This window comes from Vibrio sp. N418, assembly GCF_000222565.1.
Taxonomy (GTDB): domain Bacteria; phylum Pseudomonadota; class Gammaproteobacteria; order Enterobacterales; family Vibrionaceae; genus Vibrio; species Vibrio scophthalmi.
Map to the genome: position 1 here is coordinate 38,187 of NZ_AFWD01000024.1, position 22,642 is coordinate 60,828.

The following is a 22,642-nucleotide window of genomic DNA, read 5'->3' on the forward strand; positions in this document are numbered from 1 at the left end:
GTCGACTAATATCTAACAAAGGGAAGGATACCTAATATATATGGCTAGCATGGGAGGCGCTCTTGAGAAAGGTCAATACCAGCTTTTTAAAAGATATGCGCGTGCTGATCGTCGACGATTCCAGTACCGCCTTACTCTTGATCAAGCAACAACTCGTCGCGCTCGGCGTCAATCATGAGCAAATCATCACTGTTGAACGCTATCAAAATGCCATTAAAGCAATAGAGACTCATCAATTTGATGTGCTCATTCTTGATTATCATCTCGAACAACATCTTACTGGTTACGAGTTAGCAATGTTGCTCTATCGGAATCGATTAATTAGTGACACCACCGGTGTGTTGATGATCTCCGGTGATGCACGGCAAGAGACTGTACTGACCGCCCTTTCGGGCAAAGTGCGACACTTCGTCACCAAACCACTCAGTAATACCTCTTTGGCTGAAAAGCTCAGCGTGATAAACCGTGAAACACAAAAATTGATTCAGATTAGCCAAGCGATTGTCGCTGGTGAAACCTTATCCGCCAGTGATCTATTTGAAATGATTAATCGCTCGGGCTTCAACATTAGCTTAGAAGCATATTTGCTCGAACATTGGATGAGCAAAAATAAATGGGCGCTGATAGATGCCTATATCACGATATCCTCAACCCAGTGCCATGCTTCTAAAATGTGCGCAATGGCATACCTACTCCATCGTGACAACAATACGCATCAAGCGATTGAAGAACTGCACTTATTTTTGACCGAAAACCCGCTTTCTATTCGGGTAATGGATACCCTTTCACAGCTCTACGCAGAGTCGAATCAGCTTAGCCACGCGGCACTGTGGGCAAATAAAGCCTTCGAACTGACGCCAAGTATTGGTGAACGTGCTTCTAAGGCCAGTCAATTGACCGCTTTGGCTAACAAGCGAAATCAATTGATCAAAGTCGGTCAAACCTACGCAAGGCACATGTCGCTAGCCGATATCAATTGGTTAAAGAGTGTTATTCAGCATTTTCAATCACTAGAAAATGTTTATCAGTTAACGGAAAGTACGACCGCGAAAACCGAAGTTCTGCACCATGCCAATAAGTTCGTACAACTGGCGAGTCGCAAACTCACACCCAAACGGGTCCAACAACTGGTGGCTTTGCATTTGCTGTTCCAATGCCACGTTTTGATCGATGAGAATAACGACGCCCTTGGACATAAAAAACTCATGCAATCTATCGCCACTTTCTATGATGAGTTGTTCGAGTGCCCCCCGATTCTATTGATGGAGTTTTTACCTGCACTAGGGCTGCTTGGAGAGCATGATATTCATACCGCACTGATCAATGTCCTTAAAGCACGTGGCGCCAATACCCAACAACTGGGCCTATCGCAAAACTCATTCTCAATCAATGCTAACCCAGCGGAGCATTGTCAATCACAAGATCAGCGACTCATCAGTCAAGCATTTTTGCAGCAATTTCCCCATTCGAGTCAGGCAAAAATACAGTACTTACATGCTTATAGCCAAAGTGCTAACCTGGCTGATGCCACTCAAATTAGCCGTCTTATTTCGGAACTAACGACACTTGATCTGCCACCAAACTGGCACAACTGGGTGATTACTGGAAAGCAGCATGGATTTGCGCTCACTCCCCCAGCTGCTTTTTCGCTTTCAACCTTGAACAATAGGATGTAAGAGAAGCGAGAAGCGAGAAGCAAGAAGCAAGAAGCAAGAAGCAAGAAGCAAGAAGCAAGAAGCAAGAAGCAAGAAGCAAGAAGCAAGAAGATTGTAGGCATTAACGAGGATGTACAGTCTAGATTTAAAAGTATTAAGTTGGACGCGACAAGCTGATAGATAAAAATCGACAGAATCCGTCGCGAGAGTTATTAAACAAGGCTTAGCCTTGCTCCTAAATAGCCATTGCTAGGGAGGTTGATATGAATGAAGACACAAAACGGATGATGTATCAAACCATCGATTCACTCTCTGCAGGGGAACGCCAGCAGCTTATCGCCTATTTGGAGGCCAGCAGCCAGCACCATCGCGTTTGTGATATCGTCACCCAAGAAGAACTCGATATGCTTTACGCGACCACGCTCGATATAGAAGCACAAAATAAACGTATTAAGAACCAATAGTTGACACTGATACTCACGTAAAGCCTCCCTTATAAAGGAATCAAATCGGTTGACCTTCTAGTCAACCGATTTGATGATATAGTCTCACATTAAATATTACAGACTCGTCGTTAAGCTTCTTGTGCATGTAACGATTTAGCCGCAACAATCCAGTTTCTCATCGATTGAGGTGACATGACATTAGGATTCCCCAAATCCGCGTCAGAGGCCCCGGCTAGTTCTGGCGGTAAAACATCGATCAGAAGTTCAAGATCTTTATGAGAGTCGATTTCTTTGATAAAAACCTCCGCCATATCTTCACTGTATGACACTTTACGCGCTTTAGCGGCCTTAACTAAACCATTCAGCAGCACGTACCATGTTGTCATTGGTCCTTGAACTATAGAAGCAGATTCAGCAGCAGAATCGATAAAAGCAAATGGAACGGTGGTGATCGGTTGATTCATTTCCATTGCGGCAAAAATCCAGTCCGTATCGAATGAAAAGTCATAGACGGTGGGCTTTTGCAGGATTTTTTCTAACACTGGTCGACTATAGAACTTAAATGCAGCCTGAGTGTCTTTGATCCCTTGATCAAAAATTTGTGCTCCAATCATACGCTGCATGTGACGCAACGTTTTGATGCCGACCCCCCAACGCTCTTCCTGTTTCACCAGAATAGAATCAGCGTGCTTTCGATTACCTAACACGACTTGCTTTGCTTGATTCGCGTAAGGCTCTAAAATAAGGCCTAGCTGCCCCAAATGCACTGAATTATCAGCATCAGTGTAAACCACACCATCTACCCCCGCAGATAGAGCATACTCACAACCGAGTATTATCGCTCCGCCTTTACGCGAATCATCCACACTATCCAAGCCATTAAGTGGACCAGATTTGCTCGGGATAGCCATTGAAAGCTGTAAAACTTTTACCTGTTCATTCACTTTTCTTAGCTGTTGATGAACAATACGTTTGGCAATATGAGCACTATCATGCGGACAACCATCATCGACGGCATAGAGTTGCCATTGTACTTGAGAGCCTTGTGTTACCCATTGCAATTGATTGATTTTCATCCGCAACGAATCCTCTCCGTTTGGGTTAGCACTGCTCCTTGGTTGCAAACGGTTATGCTCTCCCCACATAGCGAAGACAATTCCAACTTTAATCGGTTTGGTGATAGCCAATATTTTTTGACGTGACTCCACAAGTTTTAGTGCCAATTGAAATTCGAGCGGAGCGTTATGTTGAACAACAAGGTGTTTGAGTTGTGGCAACTGTAAATCTTCTAAGCCAAGAAGATCATCAGCAAGATTTAGCAAGCGAAGTTGATGTGAGTTATCGGTAAGATCAAAATCTACGCTTGCTTGATGCATGAGTTCAAGCGCATGCGATAATGATGTATCCATACTATTACCCCAGACTGACGTTGTGTATTTAATCGTTGTCTTTAAAAGGTAGTATGCATGGTGTTGAATACAAGTTGGATAAGCCGGTTTTCCTTAAAAATATTGCTTGCCACTATGAATGTATGCCCATCTCAGGCTTTATTCACAATGACTATCGGGCGTAAACGAGAAGTTACGATATTTTGCTTTATAGGTTGTACGTTTTTCCTGATTAAATAACCCAGCCCAGTTAGCTATTTCTGGATCGGTAGCCCAGACATTGGCCATAATCCGCAATCTTGAATGCTCAACATTTGGCAGCGGATCAAATGGGTTGTTTTTCACCTTTAGAATCGACTCACCATCAATAAACCATTCAAGAAAATTCTCCCCCCAATAAATGCCATAACGGTGAAACTCTTTCGAGGCATCAAAATCGAGAAATACTAACGTTTCATGCGTATTGGCATATTCATCATCATCAGTCCAAAAATTAAGCTGTACCATATTGGTGTTACTGCCCAAAAACTCAATATCTATTTCATTATGTAATCCATTACCATCTTCAGGTTTATCATAAGGACCTGAAAATAGGAAAAAAGAAGTCACGACACCAGCGGCTTTTATCGGGCGCATTTCGATTTCATAGCAACCATAGCTATAATAATCGTGGCTTCTTAATTCTCCCGAATAGAAAGTTCGTTGGCCAAGTTCGTTAAGTTTTTTGTCCGGCGTTAATGCAATCGTCATCCCACGCTTACCAAACGATACGGCTTTACCTTCCCAGCGATTTAAAAAAGGGAAACCATTTTCCCAACCATCTGCTACCCACCATCTAGTAGAGTCAAAACTTTTAAGATCATCTTGAAATGCCATCGCATTAACTTTTAGAGGAAGAAATGCCAAGGGCATCATCGCGGCACACGCAATTAGCGAATGAGTAAGATTGGACATGGGCTAGCACTGCAATTTGATTTATATTTACTTAAGCGTAATTCAAAATGTGATCTTTGCATGGTTCTCTTTATAAGAAATTTCTGTTCACTCCGTTGAAGGTGTAAAACTACGCCGTTGAGATGCCTCAACGCCTTTACCACTTTTTGTTCCCAGATTACCTCTAGAAATTAGCTTATCCTCGCTTTGCTGGTCTAGCTGTCGGGATTCTTGTGCGACGCTCTCATGAGAACGACCCAAATGATCTGTTTCCGTTATCTCACCTTCAACGACAATTGGAGTGACTATCGTTGCAGGCGCTTGTTCGAATTTAGGCTGTCTCTCGTTAAGCTTAAGACTTGAGTCATTTGAAAGGCTATCCGTCGCCGTGGGTACAACATGTTTAGTGGGTACTCTTATCGGTTTAGATTCCTCACTTTTAGTGTTCACATCTGGTTGAAATCCCTGCTTTCCTTTAAACGCGTCATTTAATTGCAGTTGTTTGTTCGGAGAATATTGTCGCAATTGGGAACCATTAGAACTATTTTCATTCAATGCGGATTTTTTTGACTGCTGAGTGACTTGTTGAGCTAAACCAGATGATGGTGAACGATAAGAAAAGTAATCGAGTTTTTCTTGCCAAACTTCAATCAGTGAAAAGAGCTGCAACCAAGTATTATCAATTGTTGCGCCGGTATCTCCAGGGGCCATATTAACTTGCAACCGTGTAGTCGACTGTTCAAAGTCTTGGTGTAATTGGCTTTGTAATTGGCCCCAGTTTTCACCAGACATAAGAAAATAACGCACGCTATTCGACCAATACTCATATGCGACAGGGTCGTTATTTTTTTCCGCAGCAATGGCGGCTAACCCTTCAGCTAACCCAGCCACTTGCCACATCCCTTTTGTTCCTAGTTGCCTTTCAAGCGTTAACACCACTGTACTTTGGGTATGAAAACTGTCTGCAGCTTGAGCATACCGACCTTGCCCTAATAACAACGTTGGTGTAACAAGGGCATTAATGGCTGATTTATGCAGCGTTTCTTTAGCAAGTGCCCAGCCTATAGGTAAAGATAGCAACAAAAGAAATAGCATTATTTTTTTCATCGAAACGTCTCAACTAAGCAGTTGCCAGGGTGATCAAATCGTGAATTAAACTTCACATCTCGATACTCTTTATCGGTACTACGCTGATACAATTTACCTTGCTGCTTATACAATAAGGCCTCAAGTACCCCAGCATTGGTTTTTAGACTCAGACTTTTTTCATAGGCGCTTGTCAGTTCAAAACGGCCTTCATACCAACCTCGTTGCGGATCATAGAGTTCTTTAACAAGGGTCATTAATCGTTCGGTGTAGTCTGTTTTCCACAGCGCCCACATTTGAAAAGCGACTCGTGTGGATATCAGTGCTAATAAATCATGAGAAGAGCCATCTTCTGCTAACGTAATCCACGGAGTTCCAAGGCCATAAATCGCATCGTAGACAAAATAAGGTTCACCAGAGACGACATGTTCACCACGCGCCGTATAGATCCGCTCGTTTTCCCAACGCTTTTCTTGCACTAAATAGATAGCATCAGCCATAGCCGATAATGTTTGATTGGTGTGTGTTGCATCACTTGAGTGCTCATCACCAATATCATCCCAATTGAACTCTAATCCCATCCACAAATACGGAGTACTGTATACCGGCCTCAATACATTAAAGATGCGAGGATCACGGCCATCAAAAATCAAATCAACACCATAAATAGTCGCCACATCATAAGGCTCAATATTGATCGCTTTCTCCGGCACGATATGCCAGTCTATATAGCCATAGGAAGTATATTCCTCTACACCTAAGCGCCCCTCTTTATAGCGACTTATCTGGCCATCATTCACGACCGCGCCATACAACTCGCCGTCGGAGCTAATCAACTCACAAAAATTCCAACGTAGCACCGCTTTATCAATATATTCGGAAAACTCCGGAGAGTGGCGTTTAACAATCGCAAGGACAATTAAAATCCGACCAATATCGAGCGATGACCAGCCTATATCTTGGGGATGATTACCATAATTAACCATTTGACCGCTTTGGGTGCTGTAGACTTTATTCGGCACTTTCCCCTGACTGAGCGGCATGCGATTTAAAAATGCCAACACTAATGAGAGGCGCTCGTCATATTCTTTGTTGCTGATAAAAGCAAACTCTTTCGCCGCCAACAGCGCAATCAAATAATCGGCAACCCCAGACATGTTAGTGGTCGGGTAATTATCTAAGCTATTCACTAACCCTGTAGACAATTGAGTGTTGTTATTGACGTATTTCCACGCGATCGCCGCCCAGGCAAGCTCTTCTTCCGTTAACTCACCATGGCGACCCTGGCGTACCATTTGCGAATGATTAAGCGCGGTAAATCCATCGTTCACGCCTTGATAAACCACGCCGCAAGATGATAAGACCACTATAAACGCTAATACCACTACATTCTTTAGCATTGAGCGCCTCGCTACTTCACAGGCTCTATTTTCTTACGCGGTAAACATTGCCCTTCGTAACCAAACGGAGACTCTAACGCCCGTTCCCACAAGCTCGGCGCAACATTATCTTTATACTTAAGTAGCTTCCCTTGCTTCTTGTACAATAAGATCTCTAATGTGATTCCGTTGTTATTGGAGGTAAAGGTATTTATTAAACCAGTACCGTTTTCAAAAATCCCTTCATAGAAGCCTTTTTCACGATCATAAGCGGTTGAGACATGATTAAACAATAAGTCGGTATATTCGGTGTCCCATAACACCCACATCCCCATCGCCCCTTTGATCGCGACAGCAGAAAACTGTGGTAGAAAATCGCCTACTTCCGAGATAGTGTTCCAGGCAAACCCATCGGTATAAATTGTGTCATAAACGAAATATGGCGCTCCCGCTAACTGGTGCTCAGTACGCGCAGTGATAATCCCGGTCTGCTTGTAGCGCTCTTCTTGTACACGATAGATTTGCAAAGCAAATTCTGCCATCCACTGATGAGAATAAGATTTATCGTGTTCTGAGCGATCATCGACTGTGTCCCAACCCAACTCGATACCATCTAATACGTAACTTTCCGTTACAACGTAACTATGCGCTTTTAGTTTTCTTGGATCTCGTGTGTCATAGGGTACATCGTAACCAAATAGATTAATCGTGGAATAGGGCTCTGGGAGTAGAGCTTGTTCAACGTTAAAGCCCCACAACTTGAAACCTTTCGCAGCGTATTCCTCGTAACCTAATCGCCCTTCTTGTAAATACTGTACATCTTTACCCGGTTCTAGTAACGCGCCGAACATGGTGCCATTTTCATCGATGATGTTACAAAAGTTCCATCTCAACACCACAGAATCAATACTAGTGGCAAATTCTGGGTAGCGGTGCTTAATGATATGCAACCAAATCATTAGACGACCAAGATCCAATGCTGAATAACCAATCTCACCTGGTTGATTACCATAATCTACTTTGGCAGCCGTCTGAGTGTTATAGGCTTTATTAGGCAGTTCACCTCGGAAAAGATCGAGCTTATTCAAGGTGCCAAGAAAGCGCGTTAATCTTGAATCCAACTCCTCTTTTTTAATGATACCCAGCTCATAAGCACTAACCATCCCAGCCAAATAAGAAGAGGCATCCCACCAAGTCACTGACGGATAATTATTTACCGCATTGACTAATCCTGTAGATTCTTGATAGTTATTCTCAAAATATTTCCAAGCAATTCTTGCCATATCCATTTCTTGCTCAGTGAGTTCACCAGAGCGAGGCTGAGGAATATTCCAATGAGTTTTACGTTCAACTATGTCATCCGAAAATTGGTTGTACTTGTTACCACAACCAATTAAGGCAAGCGTCACTAAACCAATACAGATACCGCGCATACTCTCTTCCTTAATACTTATTATTTTTCGCCTATGGTGAGCAGTGGTCCATTTTCGATATAAGCGAGTGACTCCAACACAATGCCATTGGTGTTGGCCGTAATCGCTTTATTAGTCCGGCCATCAGTTTCGTAGCGGCCGGAATACCAACCTTTTTTATTTGAGTAGAGCTCGCTCGCTTCGGTAATCAAAAGATCGGTATAGTCTGATTCATATAAGGCGTACCAACCAAACGCCGCTTTGGTAGATAAGGTTTTGAGATGTGATTGGTCTTTACCATCATCAGATATAGCATTCCACTTTTTGCCATTGGAAAAGACTGTGTTGTAAACAAAGTATGGGGCTTGATCGACATTATCTTCACTGACTGCAGTGACAATGCCCGTTTCATCGTAACGACGTTCTTGCGCTTGATAAATTCGATGAGCAAAGATTTTCGAGACACTATCAGCGCCAAATTCAATACCATCGAGAATATAAGACTCACTCACAACGTAGTTATGCGCGTGAAACTCTGCCGGATCACGTTTATCGGTTGGAATATCAATACCGTACACATCAACCATCTGCAAAAAATCTATATACTTCATTGAATTGAATACATCTCGCCCCATCAAAGCCAACGATTTCGAGGCGTACTCTTCGTAACCAATTCGCCCTTCTTGCACCAGTTCCATACGGCCATCTTTTGCTGCTGGGCGAGCACCAAACAGGTAACCATCAATCAGCATATCGCTGACACTCCAATGGTTTAATACATCGTTAACCTGCTTGTTAAACTGCGGGTACTGCCAAATCACAATGTTCATCGGCACCAAAATACGACCGATATCAATCGCCGACCAACCTATACCGTTTTCTTTCGGGTTATTTTCGTAATCCACCATCTCAAGGGTTTGGGTGTTATAAGCTTTATTCGGCAGCTTTCCGTTTACCAACGGTAATCGAGATAAGGTAACCAAAGCCTTTTCCATGCGCATACTGAACATATCAGTTGAAATCACATTCAACTTTTCTGCCGCGATCAGCCCCATCAAATATGATGCGGTATCCCACATAGTGGTTGATGGATAACCATCTACTGAATTCACCAAGCCGGTATTCTCTTGATAGTTATTTTCAAAATATTGCCAAGCAATACTGGCCCATTGATACTCTTGAGTCGTCAGCACTCGATTCTGCTTTAGTGGGATCTCTTCTGCTGCCTCGAAGGTTATATTACCAAGCACTCGCCCGTCTTCACGGGTCTCAATACTGAACGCAATTACAAGTGCTGTGGTCAGACCTAAAATGAACACGATATGGTGACGAGCATTCACTAACGCTTGTTTAAACTTCATATTTCAACTCCTCTGAATTGGTCGCCGCCTGCTTATCTTCATCTGTATTCGGTGGTGTCCAAAATGCGGCTGCCATTACGCCCCACATCGCCATCATGTTGTTAATTATCCAAAACGTATTTAGCACTAAACCACCAAAGGAGTAACTTCCCCACATGCCTGTTGAGTAACCTGTCCATGCGAATGCCAGTGCAAACAGACTAAGGAAAAAGACCATACTTTGAGGTAAAACCAGTTTGAAGAAATTACCCGTTTGGCGCTCTTTCGGCGTGGTTGGGAAGGTGATTTTTCTCCCTCGTAGTACCGTCCATAACGCACGTAAATTAACCGGAAAAAAGGAGAGAAAATTTGTCTTACCTTTGTAGCCTGCTACACCCCAAGTACCAACCATCATGGCCAATTCAGCCGTCAAAACAAACGGAAGGAAATGCATATAGAAAGTCACGTCATAAGCACTAACAGGGGCAATCGAGGTTAGGAAGTAGACGATTGGACAGGCTAAGAAAATGATATTCCAGATCGCAGATAAGTTTGACCAAAAACTGGCGCCATACATCAGCTTTTGCTTGAAGTTAAGACCCTTACGAAAAATTGGATTGTCGTTCATAAAGATATCAATCGAACCGCCAGAGTATTTGAAGCGTTGTACCGTCCAAGTTTGGAGATCTTGCGGCGATAACATTTTACTTTCAACACGAGGATGCATTACCGAACGCCATTGACGCTCTTGATCAGAGTGCAACACGATTGAGGTATAAAGGTCTTCTGAGACGTGGAATTTATAAGGCGTAAATTCGGTATCAAACAATATTTCGTTACGCAGGTTATCGGAAATATCTTTATCGACCTCACGTTCTTTGGTCAACCGGCGAATTTGGCGCTCTACTTCATCCTGCTCATTAGTAATTTGTTCTGCATACGCTCGTAATGCCGCTTCCATAACCGCCTCACGACGGTGGATTGAGCCTGCACCACAACAAAAGGCCGCATTTGCCCAGTTTCTGCGGCGCTGAATGACGTCATAAAACATTTGAGGATCATTAACAAAAGGATCTTCGCCTAGCGTGACTGGGCCATACAGTTTTTCAACCCCAGCACCAAAATAAGATGCCCACTTACCGATCTTGCGTTGTAAAAACTTCGGTAGTCGCTCACCTTCTGGTAGATCGAAAAACCATTGTGGTGTCTGCACCCAAGCGACATTTGGATCACGAAAATAGCCCAACGTATTCTCTAAAATAGTGGGGAATGGTCGCGTGTCGGCGTCGCAAATGACCACAAAATCACCGTACGTTTGCTCCATGGCATTACGTAAGTTACCGGCTTTAAAACCAATATTTCCCTCACGAGTGATGTAACCAACGCCCATGCTCTCGGCCATTGCTTTCATCTCAGGACGATTACCGTCATCAAGAATATAAATGTTGATTTCGATCGGATGGGGGTAGCGAACCTTTTGTGCATCCAAGATGCTTAATTTGACCAGTTCAGGTTCTTCATCATAACTCGGAAAGAACACATCGACACTGATCGGCCTATTTTCCTCTGTGTCTCTAACACATTCAGCTATTTTGAAAGGAGGAGCTTTAGATGGCTCATCTTTTACTTTCCACAAATTATAAGTAAACAGGACTGAGCCGATAAATGCGCAAGATTCCGCGAATGCAAGTGGTAGGGAAAACCACAACGCATCGTAGTTTAATGCAAAGCTCCAACGCCACCATAAATACCATATGCCAAGCGTCAAGTTACAAGTCGCTAAATATTGGTACAACAGCTCACGCGGGATGCTATGAGGCACGGGTTCTGGCGGAACACGGTGTTCAAAATGTTTAAAATAGTGATCCATCCTGGTACTCCCTATCCAATTCAGTGTTAGCAAACGATGTCATGCTGGACTACACGGCGAGCGCTTGTTCCTCTAACGCTTTCACCATTAAAAAGGTATTTTTGGTTTGTTCAGAAGTGAGCTCAACCTTATCCATAAGAGTGGAGACAATGATAAAGCCTCGTCCTGACGTCGCCCATGTTGTTTCGTCTTCCGGGTCGGGTTCGAGAAACTCATTGGCAAGCTTACGCTCAAGTTCCTGCTGCGACATTAAGCTGCCGAAATCGGAAATCTTCATCAGTAATACAGATTGAGAATCATCGGTTTGAATTTCACACTGCAATTCAATCGGCTGCCCTTCCTGCTCTTTGTACGCATGAATAAACGCATTATTCACCATTTCCACCACGCACAATTCCAATTGAGCGGCAAGTTCATTAGAAATGCCAACTCGGCTGCAAAAGTGCTGTAGGTCTTCAGATGCTTCGCGAGAAGCATCTAATGAGCTTGAGTAAGTTCTGCCAAAATGCCTGCACCCACGATTGGTCATCCTTCTCTCCTTGTGATGATTAAATCGATTTAAACGCGTCCGATACGCGGTCTTTGGGGCCTGAACGCAAATGATTCCACTGCAAACCTTCACATGGTTTACCATCATGACCGATACAGTAATTGCCAAAAATGGTTTGCTCTTTCACTTGCGTGCCTTGATGAACATGAATATTGTCGAAAATCAATGACTCTTGAACTTGACAATCAGCCTCAAGGACACAGTTCGCTCCGATTAACGCCGGCCCAATAATGTTGGCCTCATCAGAAATTTTGCAACCACTGCCAATCACCGCTGGTGGCACTATGTTACATTTATCTAAGTCAACCACGGTATTGATCCCTAGCCAAATACCGGCTTTAACTTGTGTTCCCGGGATGCGATAACCCGGAACCTTACCATCGAGAATATCGCGGGTGACGCCCCAAATATCGCTAATATTGCCGACATCCAGCCACTGAAACGGCATATCAACTGAGTAAAATGGCACATGCTGCTCCACCAGATGAGGGAATAAATCACTACCAATATCGAACTCCTCTCCATGGGGGATATAATCGAATATCGCCGGTTCAAAGATGTAGATACCCGTATTAATCTGGTTAGAAAGCGCTTCTTCTTTCGCTGGTTTTTCTTGAAAGCTGGTGACTTGACCGCGGCTATCCGTCACGACAACACCATACTTTTCCACTTCATCATCGAGAACGTTTTTACTTATAATGGTCGCGATACCACCCTTTTTTTTGTGCTTTTGTACCGCTTCATTCAAGTCAAGATCGATCCACGCATCACCACATACCACAACGAATGTTTCATCGAAGAAACCAGAAAATTCTTGAATTTTTTTCATCCCCCCGGCAGAACCGAGTGCTTTACTGCGATATTCCCCATCTTTCAATTCACCCTCATATGAATATGAAAGCTGGACGCCAAAGTGATGACCATCACCAAAATAGCCTTCAATCACTTCCGCTAGGTGGCTGGTATTGATCATGATTTTACTAATATTGTGTTGAGCAAATAGCTCAATCATTGATTCCATCACCGGTTTACCTAAAATCGGAATCATCGGTTTTGGTATCGATTGAGTAATAGGACGCACACGTGTACCCTTACCCGCAGCTAGAATCATCCCTTTCATAATGCCTCCTACACCGAGGTGGTCAGCGCTGCATCAACGCTATCGTAGGTTTTGATTAATCGGTCCATACGGGTCAACTTGAAAAGATCTTGCACTGGTTTTTGTGGGTTTGCGACACTGATCTTTTTATCACGGAGTAGCTTATACACGCCCATTACCGCACCAAGACCACTGCTATCCATAAATCGAACCGCACCAATATCAAGAACCAGATGAGGACTCATTGTGTTCATCACGCTTTCAATTTCAGCTCGGAACTGAGGCGCCAATTTAGCGTCAAAGCGTTCTTCATTTATTTGAAGAATTGTGCAGTTTCCTTTTTCACTAATCTCATATCGCATTGATTTTCTCCTTCAATAGATCCTTTCCACTCCGCGACTAACACACTCACGTCATCATCAAAACATTCTTTGTTACGCCATTGCTGTACGGACTTGACTGCCATTTCTGTCTGTTGTTGGGTGGGATAATTGTTCAATTTCTCGATTGTGTCGCGTAGACCATCTTCTGAAAACTGTTCTAGCCCGTTATCGGCTTCAGTAATGCCATCCGAGTAAAACCAAACCTTGTCACCGGGTTCAAGTTGAATAATGGAGGATTGGTAATCAACATCTTCAAATGCACCGACGACAAAGTTGTCATGGCCGATCAACTCAGCCTGTCCATGTTTACCGTGATACCAAACCAAAGGGGGGTGGCCAGCGCAACAGTATGACATGAGACCGGTTTGAGTATTTAACACAGCATAAATCATGGTGAAATAGAGCACGCTCGTTTCACCACTCATATAGATTTGGTTAAGCTTTTCCACCACTTCTTCTGGCGAAGCGATCTCACTGCCACTCGCTTCCGAGCGCATCACTACAGAGGAGCTTCCCGTCAATACTGATAAGCTCTGTTGAACAGAGAACGACATGAGTGCAGATGAAACGCCATGCCCAGCGACATCAAATAAATAAAAAGCAATATGATTGGCATCAAGCTGCATATAACCCAGCATATCGCCACCTATTTGGGCGCTTGGGATAGAGACATAGCTCAGCTCTGCACAAGGGAACACTTTTGTCTTTGGTAAGATTTGCTTGATTAGATCGCCTGCTGAATCGAGATCACGCTTGATTGTGTCATAAGCTTTATCAAGCTCATGGTTTTTCTCTAACAGGTCATTGTGAAGCTCTAGAGTACGAAAGCCCGCTCGAATACGCGCTTCAAGTTCTTCAACAGAGGTTTTTTTATCAACGAAATCATCTGCGCCAGCATCAATGCCACTGATAATGGATTGCTGATCGTTTTTAGAAGAGAGGAGCACAAAGAATATGTAACGGCCAAAATTATGACATTTTAGCGTTTGGCAAAGTTCAATACCGTTCATACCCGGCATCATCCAATCGGACAGGACAAATTGGATGCTATCTCGTTCGCTAAGCACCTCTAAAGCGTCCTCACCACTCATAGCGGTGTAGACCTTATATCCCCGTTTTTGGAGCACCGAACTCATATAAATAAGAATGGTTCGGCTGTCATCCACCAGCAGAATTTCTTTCATCCCTAGCCTTTATATTTTCTATGTTCTGACGTTAATGCGGCTTCCTGCCGCGTTCTTTGCGCTTGATGAGACCTATTGTTGGCTCTTAAATTCGCAAGCGCTATAACTTTAGGTTAGACTCGATTAGTAGCAATGCAAATAATTTCTTATTATTATCCTAAACTTATCTGCTCACTACTGATGCTAACGATATGGATGACGGTATTTTGCAAACAAGAAAAGTTGCGGCACTATTATTGTTTCTACTTAGTGGGTTGTCATTAAAGTCAGCTTTGGCCGATGAGTACCTCGCAAACACGAGCCCAATGGCGGCTAAATCCTCACAACATGTCCTGACCGTCACACCGCCATCAGACCACTCATCTCCGATAAAAAACGATGTCGATATTGAACTAGAAGAGATCTGGAATGGTGTCAGCAGTTCATTTAATTTCCCTTACGAAGAATGGGAATCACGCACCTTACTCCAAGGGCTAAGTGGCAATATTGGCTACCATCACCCACTGGCTGAAACCGAATCCGCCAATCTGCCCGCGGGAGCAACCAATGGCCCAACGAATAACAACACCACGGCCACACTCTCATTGAAGTACACTATTGCTGGTGCCTGGTTTATTTCCGGTACCGCTTATTATTATTGGGACAGCGATCAACAACAAGCATGGAATCCTGACTTTACTTATGTCTTTGGCTATAGCGATTGGCGTCCTTACACTTTTAGTTTGGTGTACTCAAACTATGGTGGTAACCGATTTTCACCCGAAGACGGAGGACGTATCACTGAGTTCAACCAAGGAACTTGGGCGTTGGGTTGGAAATTTCCGGTTACCGGTTTAGCCAAAGATTGGATAAGTTTTACCGAGCAAGGAGCCATTGGCTGCCAAGTTGATTTCAATCACACACCCGAGTATTTCGATTTAGCCTCGATTTCCTATAAAAAGAATCACCAAACCCTTAGCCTTGGATGTAAATATTCTATTTTTGGCAATTGGTACGTGAATGCCACCGCTTTTTACTATTTTGACAAAGCACAACAACAGCCTTGGAACCCTGATTACACCTACGGTTTTGGTTATTTTGACTGGCGGCCAGGCACTGTCACTTTGCAATATAACAATTATTCTGGGAATCGTTGGCACCCTTCAGAACGGGGCGAAGACACTGGCCGCTTCAAAGATGGCTCTATTACCCTCGCATATAGCTTCTCATTTTAACTGCTGATTTTGTTAATAAATTAAACTTTCGTGGCAAATATCTCCTCGCCTACTAATCTAGAACTATAACCAAAAATATGAATCTGGTATCACAATTGCAATACCAAGAATTCAAGCACAATGGCTAGGAGAAGGCTTATGGAAGGTACCAAACATGATGACCTCATTACTGGTACATCAGATGACGATTCGATAAACAGTCGCGCTGGTAATGATGAAATATCCACTCTCGCTGGTGACGATTTCGTCGCCGCTGGTGAAGGTAGCGATACTATCTCAGCCGGTGATGGCGCAGATACCGTTCTCGGGGATGTAGAATACGCACTAAAAGAAGATCAGCCTCCAGCTAGCACTGATGATTCTTGGGGAACCTCAACCACAGTCTATGAATTTAGTGCCGGCCAAGAAGAGCAAGCAACCCACGAAATAAAACTGAATAATTTCGCCGTCAATCAAGCCGTGCAAACCACGACTAATGCAGGTGGTTTCTCTGAAAACGCCCAAATCACCATACAAATTACCGACGAACAGGGCAACATCCTTACCACACAATTGACTACCGCGACTGCGGGTGGAACGGTGAGTGTTGATATTGATATTGCCGAAGCTGATCTGCCAAGTGATGGCGCGGTTGTACTTGCGTTCATAGATCAAGATGGCGCACCAATCACCTCTGTTAGCGACATGGACGTGCAAGTTCGCAACATTTTCAACGATACGATCGATGGTGGCGCTGGTGATGACATCCTCAAAGGTCAACAAGGTGACGATACTATCTATGGTGGTGAGGGCAACGACTTTCTCGATGGCGACATCAATAACGACCAACTTCATGGTGGTCTAGGTGATGATGTCTTAGTTGGTGGTTCTGGTGACGACACCTTATATGGTGACGAAGGAAATGACACCCTACTCGGTTCCGATGGCACAGATGCGCTCTATGGCGGCCAAGGAGATGATCTTCTAATGGGAGAATTGGGTGACGATCATCTTGAAGGCGGCACGGGTAACGACACCCTGATTGGGGATGATGGCGCTGACACCCTACTTGGCGGCGAAGGTAACGATAGCTTACTCGGTGGCAAAGGTAATGATTTTCTTGAAGGAAACGCCGGTAATGACGAAATTCACGGTGATCAAGGTGACGATACTATTATCGCGGGAGAAGGCAACGATTTTGTTCTTGGCGGTGAAGGTGTTGATACCATCACCGGCGACGCAGGGGACGACTTACTGTTGGGCGGCGATGGCGATGACATAATCTCTGGCGGATCAGAACAAGATGTACTAGTCGGAGAGCTCGGCAACGATCAGCTCGACGGTGGAAGCGGTGACGACACACTCTATGGTGATGTAGGTAATGATACTCTCATTGGTGGCCTAGGTGACGACCAACTGTATGGTGGTGAAGGTAACGATACCATCGATGGTGGTGATGGCGACGATATTATTCACGCGAATGAAGGAAACGATATCATCACGACGGGCGAAGGGGCTGACCAAGTCTATGCAGGCTCTGGGGATGACTCCATAACCACTGGTGAAGGTAACGATATCGTATTTGGTGAGACCGGCAACAACACCATAGATTCTGGTACTGGTGACGATACTATCTACTCAGATGTAGGAGACGACACCATACTATCTGGCGATGGTAATGACACAATCTATGCCGGTGATGGGAACAATACACTGGCTACAGGTGCCGGTGACGACCTACTGTATGCCGGCAGTGGCGCAGACAATATTACAACAAGCTCTGGGCAAGATACCGTATTTTCCGGTGATGGTAACAATACAATTGACACTGGCAGTGATAACGACACGGTTTATTCTGGCAGTGGTATTGATAGCGTGTCGCTCGGTTCTGGTGATGATAAATCGTTTACCGGCGCGGGCGAGGATACAGTCTACGCAGGTAGCGGTAATGACCAAATTTTTGCTGGCGCTGGTAACGATGTATTACAAGGTGAACAAGGCAATAATCAACTGTTTGGTGAAGCCGGCGATGATCAGTTATTTGCGGGTGTCAATGCCAGCGATCTATATGGCGGTAGCGGTCAGGATACGATCGTTGGTTCTGATGAAAGCGACAAGCTCTATGGTGGTGCCGATGACGACATTATTACCGCCAACGCAGGTCATGATTTTATCGAAGGCAACGATGGTAATGATGTTATATCAGCTGGTGCAGGAGATGATATCGCCTTTGGAGGCGATGGTGACGACATCATTACAGGTGCACAAGGCAATGACACGCTCATCGGCGACGCAGGCAATGACTCTCTTTTCGGTGATGATGGTGATGACGTTCTCGTCGGAGGTAAAGGTAATGATCATTTAGATGGAGGAACTGGCCGCAGCGAAATCTATGGCGAGGATGGTGACGATATCCTCATCAGTAGCGATGAAGCCGATTTGCTATCCGGTGGTGCAGGTAACGACACTATCAGTTCTGGCTTAGGCGACGACACTATTTTTGCAGGCTCTGGTGAAGACCAAATCGACTCTGGTGCAGGTAATGATACCGTCTATGGTGAATCTGGCATCAACACCATCTCTGCCGGTTTAGGGGATGACACTGTATATGGCGGTAGCGATGCCGACACGATCACCACAGAAGAAGGCAATGACCAAATCTACGCAGGTTCAGGCAATGATGATATTGATGCAGGCGCTGGCGATGACCACATTGATGCTGGTGATGGCGCAGATATCGTCAAAGGTGGCTCAGGCAATGATGCGCTCTTTGGCGGCGCGGGTAATGACGAACTGATTGGTGGTGAAGGGTACGACTTTATTGCCGCGGGTGCAGGAAATGACCTCGTACGGGACGATGGATTCGATACTATTCTGGGTGAGCAAGGTAACGATACGCTCTACGCAGCTGAAACTGGCAGTCACCAGATATACGGTGGTGACGGTGACGACACACTGGTGGGAAGTGATGTCGGTGATACGCTCTATGGTGGCGCAGATGCTGACACCATTACTGGCGCTGGTGGAGACGATATTCTCTACGCCGGCGATGGTGCTGATAACGTTGATGCCGGTCTAGGCGATGATACGGTTTACGGCGAAGCTGGCCAAAACACCATTGACCTTGGTGAAGGTCAAGATACTCTCTATGGCGGCTCTGGTAACGATACCGCGTCAGGAGGTCTAGGCGATGACTCATTGTTTGGTGGTAAAGGCAATGACAATCTCAGTGGAAATGAGGGGCAAGACCTGATTGATGCAGGTGACGGTAACGATACTCTATCTGGCGGCGACGCTAACGACCTGTTGTTTGGTGGTGCTGGTAACGATACCTTGCACGGTGACGCTGGCATAGACGAACTCTATTCCGGCTCTGGGAATGACCACTTATTCGGTGGCACTGGTAACGATAAATTGGTTGGCGAAAGTGGCACTAACACACTTTCTGGTGAGGAAGGCGACGATACGCTACTTGGTGGAAGCGGAGCCGACACCCTACTGGGTGGCAGTGGTAACGACATTATTGAAGATGAGTCTGATAGCAACAGCGTCTACGGTGATGACGGACAAGATAGCATTACATTAAACGGTGCAAATAACCTTGTTTTCGGTGGCGCAGATGATGACCACATCGAAGTAACAGGTGCGGGCTCAAACCAAATAGATGGTGGCGATGGCGCTGATACCATCATCGCTACTGGTGACAATAACATTCTCTTCGGTGGACTGGGTAATGATGATATTCAACTGTCAGGTTCTGGCAATAATCAAATAGATGGTGGGGATGGTAATGACACCATCACTGCACAAGGCGGAAGTAATCAAATCGATGGTGGCCTCGGTAATGACACCGTCACTGTTACCAGTGGCACCAATACCTTAACAGGAGGTGAAGGTGACGACAAACTCACAACCGGATCGGGAGCTGACGAATTACGTGGTGATGCCGGCCAAGACACGCTAAATGCAGGCAGTGGTGCAGACCAACTGTTTGGCGGCGCTGATAACGATAAGCTCTACGGCGGCTCTGGTGACGACATCCTACAAGGGGATGACGGCGATGACTCAATGTGGGGACAAAATGATCACGATACACTCACTGGCGGGCTAGGCAATGACTATCTGTCTGGCGGCTCAGGTAATGACACCCTACACGGTAACGAAGGGAACGACACACTACGCGGAGATGGTGGTAATGACACGTTATGGGGTGGTACGGGTAACGACAACCTCTCTGGCGGTGGCTCGTCTGATACGCTGTTTGGTGAAGATGGCAACGATACACTATCAGGGAATGGAGGAAACGACATGCTTTATGGTGAACAAGGCGACGATAAGCTTTCTGGCGGTAGCGGCGAGGACTATGTCTCTGGTGGTGAAGGTAACGATACCATCAACGGCAATGATAATGCTGATACGCTCGACGGTGGCGTAGGTAATGACATCTTAGCTGGAGATGCTGGTGACGATACGCTCTATGGTCAAACGGGTAATGACCGCCTCGATGGTGGGGAAGGCATTGACCAACTGTTCGGCGGTGCGGGCAACGACCACTTAGTGTTTGACTCAAATGAAATTGAAAGTGGCGAAGCCAATATGGTTCACTTTAGCGGGGGCGCTGACTTTGACGTCCTACTGGTAGGAGATGACAACCAAAGCCAGATGATCGATATGAGCCACAATACCTTCCAAGAATTAGAAGGGGTTAGCATTAACTCTAGCGACACAGAGCTTTCACTCGCACTCGATAAAATTGCAGCAAACCACACCGCAGGAGAAACCTCCGGGCAATTTGTTTGTACTGGGGCCAGTAGCATTGACTTGTCTGGCTGGGGCTGGACGCTCACTGAGAGCCACGTAGAAATGAGTGATTCTATCGCCAGTATTTATCAAGCCAGCGATATTGATACAGGATCACTTTACGGCTACCGATTTGAAAATGACTCAGGGCAAGAAGTGGTTATCTGGAGTGATCTCGATAGCAACGACATTAACTTCCCAGATTCGACCGAAGTGTAGTCCTAAAATTCAAGTTCACACCACTGCTTGGCCCACCCCGGTGGGCCTTTTTTCTTACTGCATGCTATCGGAACAATTGAAACGACGACAAGATCGCCTTAATTTGTTTTTATCGAAATAAAATCAAACCAATTGTTTGTAGCACTTTTGCTCACATCGAGGACAATGATAAGCATGGCGATCAACTTTTGCAGAACAATGCGGACAGTGACCATGACGTCGGTCTTGGCTAAACAAGATCAACACTAAACCAATTGGCCCCAAAACATAGCCCAACAAAATCCCCGCTACGGTATTGTTTTTATGATATCCCACTAATGCCGTTACTAGCATAAAGAAGCCATAAAAACACAACCAAAACATCATTTCTTGCGTCATTACACTTCCCTCATCGCTTTATGTAAACCGCTAAATATCGGACTCACCAAGTAATCCCAAAGCGTCCGTTCTTCACCCAGAATCAGTACTTCCGTTAACATGCCCGGGTAAAGTGCTACGCCATGATTCTCAATCAAATCAGCAACTGAAGAGTGATCAAAACGAATAGTCACTAGATACCCTTGCGCGGTATCTTTATTCTCACCACCCTGTAATACTCGATCAGCAGAAACATGCAATACCTCCCCCATCACTGGCGGTGTATTTCTCGCACTGTAAGCCGTTAAACGCACCCGAGCATCTAGCCCAGGCCTCACCACATCAATGTCCTTTGGTGACACGATTGCCTCAACAATCAATTCGTCACTTTCCGGCACGATCTCCATCAATACTTGCCCCGGCTTAATAACACCTCCGATATTGGCGATATTCATCCCCACGACTTTGCCATCAAATTCACTACGAATTAAAATACGCTCGCGGATATCCAAGGCGGTTTTGATCAGTTGTTGTACATCCCTTAACTCATCATTGACCCCTTTAAGCTGAAAAGAGTGCTCACTCTTTAGCTCCAAAAGTTGATTTTGGTGAGTTTGATGCAGCGATTCTAGCTCTCGCTCTGCCATATCAATCGTCAGACTGATCTCGGCCAATTCGGCATCAATACGTGCTTGATGCCGCAACAGCTCGAGCATCCGCGTTTTAGACACGTAACCTTTGTCAACTAAGCCCTGTGTCATTGCGACTTCTTGTTTGACTAAATCGCCTTGAGTGGCAATAGCGCGCTTTTGAAACTGATTGCCTTTGATTTTTTCGTTATATAAGGCAATTCTCTGCTGATATTGACCTTCCAGTAATTGCACCCGCAACAATGCTTGTTCAAACTGAACATTTTCACTGCGCAACAGTGCTGCTATTACCAACTCATCTTGATCTTCAGTAAGCGCTGCGGGCCATACGATCTCGGCATCACCATTGGTTAGCGAATTCAAGCGCGCTTGCTGTGCCTGTAAAGAGTAACTACGGTAAAGATAACGGCGATAGTCTGCTTCCGCTTTCGTATCTGAAAGCTCAATCAGAGGTTCACCGACCGCTACGGTTTGCCCTTCTCGCACGAAGACTTGTTTAACCCAACCACCTTGTAAATGTTGAATTTGCTTACGCTTACTCTCCACCACAAGACTGCCTGGCGCAACGGAGGCTGAACTTAATGGCATACTCATTGCCCAAACTAAAAAGCCTACTGTCGTGACGACTAACACCGTCAAGCCAATCGTAATTAGTTTGCGGGTACTGAACATCTCTTGTGCAATAACATTACTCATAA

17 protein-coding genes are annotated in these 22,642 nt (G+C 45.0%); 4 read left to right on the top strand and 13 right to left on the bottom strand.

Features of this window, described 5'->3' with window-relative positions:
- Window positions 1-62: 62 nt before the first annotated feature.
- Window positions 63-1,676, top strand: coding sequence for a response regulator (locus RH86_RS03865; RefSeq protein WP_009385078.1), 1,614 nt, complete (start codon window positions 63-65; stop codon window positions 1,674-1,676).
- Between the two features lie 242 nt (window positions 1,677-1,918).
- On the top strand, window positions 1,919-2,119 hold the full coding sequence (locus RH86_RS03870; RefSeq protein WP_009385079.1) for a hypothetical protein: 201 nt from the start codon (window positions 1,919-1,921) through the stop codon (window positions 2,117-2,119).
- 110 nt (window positions 2,120-2,229) lie between these two features.
- Here the strand turns inward: RH86_RS03870 and RH86_RS03875 are convergent, their stop codons facing one another.
- The 11 genes from RH86_RS03875 to RH86_RS03925 all read right to left on the bottom strand — a co-directional run bounded on the left by RH86_RS03875 (window position 2,230) and on the right by RH86_RS03925 (window position 14,725).
- Window positions 2,230-3,510, bottom strand: a complete 1,281-nt coding sequence (locus RH86_RS03875; RefSeq protein ID WP_009385080.1) for a glycosyl transferase — start codon at window positions 3,508-3,510, stop codon at window positions 2,230-2,232.
- A 138-nt stretch (window positions 3,511-3,648) separates the two neighbouring features.
- Entirely contained in the window at window positions 3,649-4,443 is a 795-nt protein-coding gene (locus RH86_RS03880; protein WP_009385081.1) for a family 16 glycosylhydrolase, read from the bottom strand.
- Between the two features lie 87 nt (window positions 4,444-4,530).
- Window positions 4,531-5,529, bottom strand: a complete 999-nt coding sequence (locus tag RH86_RS03885; protein ID WP_009385082.1) for a hypothetical protein — start codon at window positions 5,527-5,529, stop codon at window positions 4,531-4,533.
- The gene (locus RH86_RS03890) at window positions 5,526-6,908 is read right to left on the bottom strand and encodes a DUF3131 domain-containing protein (RefSeq protein ID WP_009385083.1); all 1,383 of its coding nucleotides are present in this window, start codon (window positions 6,906-6,908) and stop codon (window positions 5,526-5,528) included. The genes RH86_RS03885 and RH86_RS03890 overlap by 4 nt, the downstream gene beginning before the upstream one ends.
- A gap of 11 nt (window positions 6,909-6,919) precedes the next feature.
- Entirely contained in the window at window positions 6,920-8,320 is a 1,401-nt protein-coding gene (locus tag RH86_RS03895; protein ID WP_009385084.1) for a DUF3131 domain-containing protein, read from the bottom strand.
- A 20-nt stretch (window positions 8,321-8,340) separates the two neighbouring features.
- Entirely contained in the window at window positions 8,341-9,660 is a 1,320-nt protein-coding gene (locus RH86_RS03900; protein WP_009385085.1) for a DUF3131 domain-containing protein, read from the bottom strand.
- Window positions 9,650-11,509 carry a glycosyltransferase gene (locus RH86_RS03905; RefSeq protein ID WP_009385086.1) on the bottom strand — a complete coding sequence of 620 codons (1,860 nt, stop codon included), beginning with the start codon at window positions 11,507-11,509 and terminating at the stop codon, window positions 9,650-9,652. The genes RH86_RS03900 and RH86_RS03905 overlap by 11 nt, the downstream gene beginning before the upstream one ends.
- Window positions 11,510-11,558: 49 nt before the next feature.
- Entirely contained in the window at window positions 11,559-12,038 is a 480-nt protein-coding gene (locus tag RH86_RS03910; RefSeq protein ID WP_009385087.1) for an ATP-binding protein, read from the bottom strand.
- Window positions 12,039-12,057: 19 nt separating this feature from the next.
- Complete coding sequence (locus tag RH86_RS03915) at window positions 12,058-13,179, bottom strand: sugar phosphate nucleotidyltransferase (RefSeq protein WP_009385088.1); 1,122 nt, start codon at window positions 13,177-13,179, stop codon at window positions 12,058-12,060.
- A gap of 8 nt (window positions 13,180-13,187) precedes the next feature.
- On the bottom strand, window positions 13,188-13,520 hold the full coding sequence (locus RH86_RS03920; protein WP_009385089.1) for an STAS domain-containing protein: 333 nt from the start codon (window positions 13,518-13,520) through the stop codon (window positions 13,188-13,190).
- Window positions 13,472-14,725 carry a SpoIIE family protein phosphatase gene (locus RH86_RS03925; protein WP_009385090.1) on the bottom strand — a complete coding sequence of 418 codons (1,254 nt, stop codon included), beginning with the start codon at window positions 14,723-14,725 and terminating at the stop codon, window positions 13,472-13,474. The genes RH86_RS03920 and RH86_RS03925 overlap by 49 nt, the downstream gene beginning before the upstream one ends.
- Window positions 14,726-14,916: 191 nt before the next feature.
- Here RH86_RS03925 and RH86_RS03930 point away from each other — a divergent pair, with 191 nt between their 5' ends.
- Both RH86_RS03930 and RH86_RS03935 read left to right on the top strand, forming a co-directional pair.
- Window positions 14,917-15,939 (top strand): hypothetical protein, encoded by a 1,023-nt coding sequence (locus tag RH86_RS03930; RefSeq protein WP_009385091.1) that lies wholly within the window; start codon window positions 14,917-14,919, stop codon window positions 15,937-15,939.
- Between the two features lie 138 nt (window positions 15,940-16,077).
- Window positions 16,078-20,937 (top strand): beta strand repeat-containing protein, encoded by a 4,860-nt coding sequence (locus RH86_RS03935; protein WP_009385092.1) that lies wholly within the window; start codon window positions 16,078-16,080, stop codon window positions 20,935-20,937.
- A gap of 123 nt (window positions 20,938-21,060) precedes the next feature.
- Here RH86_RS03935 and RH86_RS03940 read toward each other — a convergent pair whose 3' ends face one another.
- Both RH86_RS03940 and RH86_RS03945 read right to left on the bottom strand, forming a co-directional pair.
- Window positions 21,061-21,315: a hypothetical protein gene (locus RH86_RS03940; RefSeq protein WP_009385093.1), complete on the bottom strand. Its 255-nt coding sequence runs from the start codon at window positions 21,313-21,315 to the stop codon at window positions 21,061-21,063.
- A complete protein-coding gene (locus tag RH86_RS03945) occupies window positions 21,315-22,640 on the bottom strand; it encodes an HlyD family type I secretion periplasmic adaptor subunit (RefSeq protein WP_009385094.1) in 1,326 nt (441 codons plus the stop codon). The genes RH86_RS03940 and RH86_RS03945 overlap by 1 nt, the downstream gene beginning before the upstream one ends.
- Window positions 22,641-22,642 lie beyond the last annotated feature (2 nt).